Origin of the sequence: Pseudomonas sp. (assembly GCF_035277045.1) — a bacterium.
Taxonomy (GTDB): Bacteria; Pseudomonadota; Gammaproteobacteria; order Pseudomonadales; family Pseudomonadaceae; genus Aquipseudomonas.
The window spans coordinates 1-4,460 of the sequence record NZ_DATELE010000224.1 but is presented as its reverse complement, the minus strand read 5'-3'; the positions used below and the strand labels follow the sequence as shown (position 1 = coordinate 4,460).

The following is a 4,460-nucleotide window of genomic DNA, read 5'->3' as shown; positions in this document are numbered from 1 at the left end:
GGCGGGCAGTGCGGCGCTGCAGGACACTGCCAGCAGCAGTCGGGCAGGGGAAAAACGGATAGCGGATGACATGCGCAAACTTCCACGAAAATTGCGAACGAAGACAGGAATGAAAGCGCGGCGCCTGGTGGCGCCGCGCGGCACCCACCTCGAAGAAGTGGGTGAAAGGGCTTACGGCAGGGCGTAGGCCATGACGTAGTCACCACGATCGCTGGACTGGCGGGCGCCACCGGCGGTGATCACCACGTATTGCTTGCCGGTCTTGGGCGAGACATAGGTCATCGGGCCGCCCTGGCTGCCGACGGGCAGGCGCGCTTTCCAGACTTCTTCACCGTTGCCGCTGTTGAACGCGCGCAGGTAGAAGTCCTGGGTGCCGGCGATGAAGATCAGGCCGCCCTGGGTCGAGAGCGTACCGCCCAGGGTGGGCAGGCCGATCTTGATCGGCAGGTGCATGCGGATGCCGAGGGGACCTGTGTCTTCGACGGTGCCGACCGGTACCTGCCAGGCGACTTTGCGGGTCTTCATGTCGATGGCGGTGAGGGTGCCGAAAGGCGGGGCCTGGCACGGAATGCCGGCCACCGACAGGAAGCGGTTCTTGTTGACCGCGTACGGGGTGCCTTTGAGCGGCACGGCGCCCATGCCGGTGTTCAGCGCTTCACCACCAGACGACGCCTTGGCGTTCTTCTGCGCGGGAAGCATCTGGATCCACAGGCCCAGGCGCATGTCGTTGACAAAGATGAAGCCGTGGACCGGGTCGGTGGAGATGCTGCCCCAGTTCATGCCGCCCAGTGATCCCGGGAAGCTCAGCGACTTGTCGGTGCCTGGCGCGGTGTACAGGCCGTCGTAGCGCATCTGCTTGAAGTCGATGCGGCACAGCAGCTGGTCATACGGCGTGGCGCCCCACATGTCCGACTCGGTCAGTGTCTGCGCGCCGATCTGCGGCATGCCGACGGATTTGGGCTGGGTGGGCGAGTACGGCTCGTTGGGAATGTTGCCCGGCTTGACCTTGACGTCCTCGACCTTGGTCAGCGGCTGGCCGGTGGCGCGGTCGAGCACGTAGATCTGCCCCGCCTTGGTACCGATCACCAGCGCTGGCACGCTCTGGCCATCATCCTTGGTGAAGTCGATCAGGCTTGGCTGCATGGGCAGGTCGAAGTCCCAGAGATCGTTGTGCACGGTCTGGTAGACCCACTTCTCTTCACCGCTGGTCGCGTCCAGGGCGAGCACAGAGGCGCCGTAGGTGTGGTCGAGGCGGGTACGCTCGACGCCATAGATGTCGGTGGACGAGCTGCCCATCGGCAGGAACAGGGTGTTCATCGCCGGATCGTACGACATCGGCGCCCAGCTGTTGGGCGTGCTGCGCACGTAGGTGCTGCCGTCGGCCGGGGCGTTGCGGTCTTGCGGGTTGCCCGGGTCGAAGGCCCAGCGCATGGCACCGGTGATCACGTCGAAGCCGCGGATCACGCCGCCTGGCATGTCGGTCTGGACGTTATCGGCCACGCGCCCGCCGACCACCACGGTGGTACCGGCCATCAGCGGGGCCGAGGACAGCTGGTAGTAGGCGTCGGGAACATCGCCCAGGCCGGCCTTGAGGTCGACCTGGCCGTTGTCGCCGAAGCCCTGGCAGAACTCGCCGGTGTCGGCATCGACCGCGATCAGGCGGGCGTCGATGGTATTGGTCAGCAGGCGGCGCTGGCAGTTGGCGCCGGCCGGCACCACGGCCGCGGTGACGGGCGAGCTGTTGGGCTGCGAAGGCTGGGCCAGCGGCGCGGTGGCGTCGAAGTAGGCCATGCCACGGCAACGCTGCCACACAGCGGCCTTGGCGTTGATCGCGTTTTTCCACAGTTCCTTGCCGGTGTCGGCATCGAGGGCGATCAGGTTGTTGTGCGGGGTGCAGATGAACACCTTGTTGCCGATCTGCAGCGGCGTCAGCTGGTCTTCAGCGCCGTTGCCATCGCTCTCGGCGATGTCGCCGGTGTGGTAGGTCCAGGCCACCTTGAGCTTGTCGACGTTGTCGCGGTTGATCTGGTCAAGCGCGGCGAAGCGGCTGCCACCTTCGGTGTTGCCGTAGTGGGCCCAGTCCTTCTGCGCCTTGCCAGGCTCGACCGGGGACAGGCCAGGGCCCGTGCCGGTCGGTGCAACGGTGGGATGCGCGACAAACATGTTGCCGGCAGCAATCACCAGAGCGACCGCCATCACACCCGCCACGCCATAGGCAGCGCGGCCTGGCGTGCCGCCGTTGGCGCGCGACAGCAACGGATAGACCAGCGCCACCACCATGCCGATCGCACCGAACATGAAGATGCGCGAGAACAGCGGCCAGAACACCAGGCCGACATCGGCCACCGCCCAGATGGCGGTGCCGATCAGAAAGGCGGCGAACAGCCAGGCGCCTGCGGTCTTGCGCAGGGCAATGAGGATACCGGCGATGGTCATGGCCAGGCCGCCGATCAGGAAGTACAGGGAACCGCCGAGGCCGGCGAGCTTGATGCCGCCGGCCGCGAGGGCAAGGCCGAGCAAGGCGATGATGACGCCCAGGCCGACCAGAATGAAAGAGGTGGCGCCAGAGGCGCGCGGTGCTTGCTTCATGCCGAAAGATCTCGCTGTTGAATAAGCGAAGTTTATCCCCTTAGCAAGCTAATTAACAAGTTAGTACATAATGAAAACAGGACCAGTTGTCGCAGCGACAATTGGACACGGGTGCTTGAGTCAAGCGTAGGTCATCCTTGGGATACGGCCCTGACGCGGTGCGAAAGGGCCATGCAGGATCAGAAGCGGTAGGTTGCCGAGACGATCGCTGAACGGGCATCGCCGTACTCTATCGCCGAGGAACGCGCCGTGGTGCCGTTCTGCTGGCGTACCCTTTCCACGTAAGCCTTGTCGAACAGGTTGTTGACGTTCAGCTGCAGGTCCAGCTCGTGATTCACCTTGTAGGCGACCATGGCGTTGTGGACCCAGTAGGCATCCAGCCTGGCGGTGGTGCTGGAGGTGACGTTGCGCTCGCTGGCATAGCGTGCTCCGTAGCCCAGCGTCCAGCCCGCGGGCAGGGCATAGGTCGACCACAGGTTCATCGAGTGCCGTGGGGTGTTGGCCAGGGACTGGCCCTCGCGGGCGATCCCCGCCGGGGTGTCGGCGGCCTTGAGGGTTTCGCTGTCAAGGAAGGTATAGTTGGCGAACACCGCCCATCGGTCGCTGAGCTGGCCGCCCGCACCCACTTCCAGACCCTGTACCCGTTGTTTCCCGGCCAGCTGGGTCGAGCCGTCCGACATCGTCTCGCGGGCATTGCGCTTCTCTACCCGGAACAGCGCCGCGTCCAGGCTCAGCCGGTTGTCCAGCACCTCCCACTTGGTGCCCAGCTCCCAGGTTTGGTTCTTTTCTGGCGACAGGCCCTCGGTCGCCGCGCTCAGGCCTCTGCCGGACCCAACCAGGCTCTCGGCGGACGGGTTGAACGCCGTGCCCCAGGCCAGGTAGATGCGTCCGTTATCGGCCGGCTTGTAGACCAGACCCGCGCGGCCGCTGAGCACCCGGTCTTCAGACCCGAATGCCGAGGCCCCCTTGTCGGCGTCAACGCTGTGGGCCGTGGCCTTGAACCGGTCGTGGCGCAGCCCCAGGTTCAGGTCCCAGTGTTCATGCAGGGCGATGGTGTCGAAGAGGTACAGCGCCTGGTTGGTCAGCTCGGCCTGCGCCTGACTGGTGCGAGTCCTGGCGATCGGCCCGGACCAGCGGCCCGGTGGATTGCCAAGCGAATAGCCGTCGGCCGGATACCGTGCGTTTCCCAGGCCGTGGTTGTAGGTCCCCAGGTCCAGTGTCTCGCGGGAGACCTCGACACCCGTGACCAGGTCATGGCGCATGCCGGCAAGGTCCAGGCGACCGGTCAGGTTGGTCTGGTTGATCCACATCCGGGTGACAGCGTCGCGGCCATAGGCCTGCGGCCCGGCGGGCCGGTATCGGCCCGCGGGTACGCCGTCGGTGTTGACGTGGGAAGCCGAGACCGTGGTGTCACGGCCGGTGTGGCTGTAGCGGGTGAGGTTCTGCACGCGCAGGTCGTCGTTGAACTCATGCTCGAAGTCCGCCGTCAGGGTGCTGTGCCGGATCTGTTCCTTGTCGAGGTTCCGCCATCCGAAATAGGCGTGCCGGTCGACTCCGGCGAGCTTCTTGCCATCCCTGGCGGGGACACCGTAGTCGGGCAGGTTGTCATCCGCCAGATGAGATGCGCTGAGGGTCAGTCGGGTGGCGTCGCTCAGGCCCAGGCGCAGCGACGGCGCGATGCCCCAGCGCTCGCGCTCGATCCGCGCGCGCCCGGGCACCTCATTGTGATGGGCCATCAGGTTGATGCGCAGCGCGCTGTCGTGGCCCACGCCTTCGAGTGGCTGGTTGGTGTCCAGGGTCAGGCGCCGGTACTGGTCGGTACCGACACCGCCGCCCAGGTCAGTGAACCCATGCTGCTGCGGCTGCTTGGA

The 4,460-nt window shown here is 65.8% G+C and carries 3 protein-coding genes; 1 reads left to right on the top strand and 2 read right to left on the bottom strand.

Going from position 1 to position 4,460, the window contains the following annotated elements; translation table 11 throughout:
• On the top strand, positions 1 to 187 hold a 187-nt coding region (locus VJS90_RS13200; RefSeq protein WP_324122095.1), incomplete at its 5' end, for a hypothetical protein.
• On the opposite strand, the gene VJS90_RS13195 is transcribed toward VJS90_RS13200, so the two are convergent.
• Together VJS90_RS13195 and VJS90_RS13190 are read right to left on the bottom strand one after the other, a co-directional pair.
• Positions 172 to 2,589 carry a glucose/quinate/shikimate family membrane-bound PQQ-dependent dehydrogenase gene (locus VJS90_RS13195; RefSeq protein ID WP_324122094.1) on the bottom strand — a complete coding sequence of 806 codons (2,418 nt, stop codon included), beginning with the start codon at positions 2,587 to 2,589 and terminating at the stop codon, positions 172 to 174. The genes VJS90_RS13200 and VJS90_RS13195 overlap by 16 nt on opposite strands.
• 179 nt (positions 2,590 to 2,768) lie before the next feature.
• The coding region (locus tag VJS90_RS13190) for a TonB-dependent siderophore receptor (RefSeq protein WP_324122093.1) at positions 2,769 to 4,460 on the bottom strand (1,692 nt) is incomplete at its 5' end.

What these genes read in the sequence shown, in the direction of transcription:
- VJS90_RS13195 (WP_324122094.1), bottom strand. Translation starts at nt 2,589, where the DNA reads ATGAAGCAAGCACCGCGCGCCTCTGGCGCCACCTCTTTCATTCTGGTC.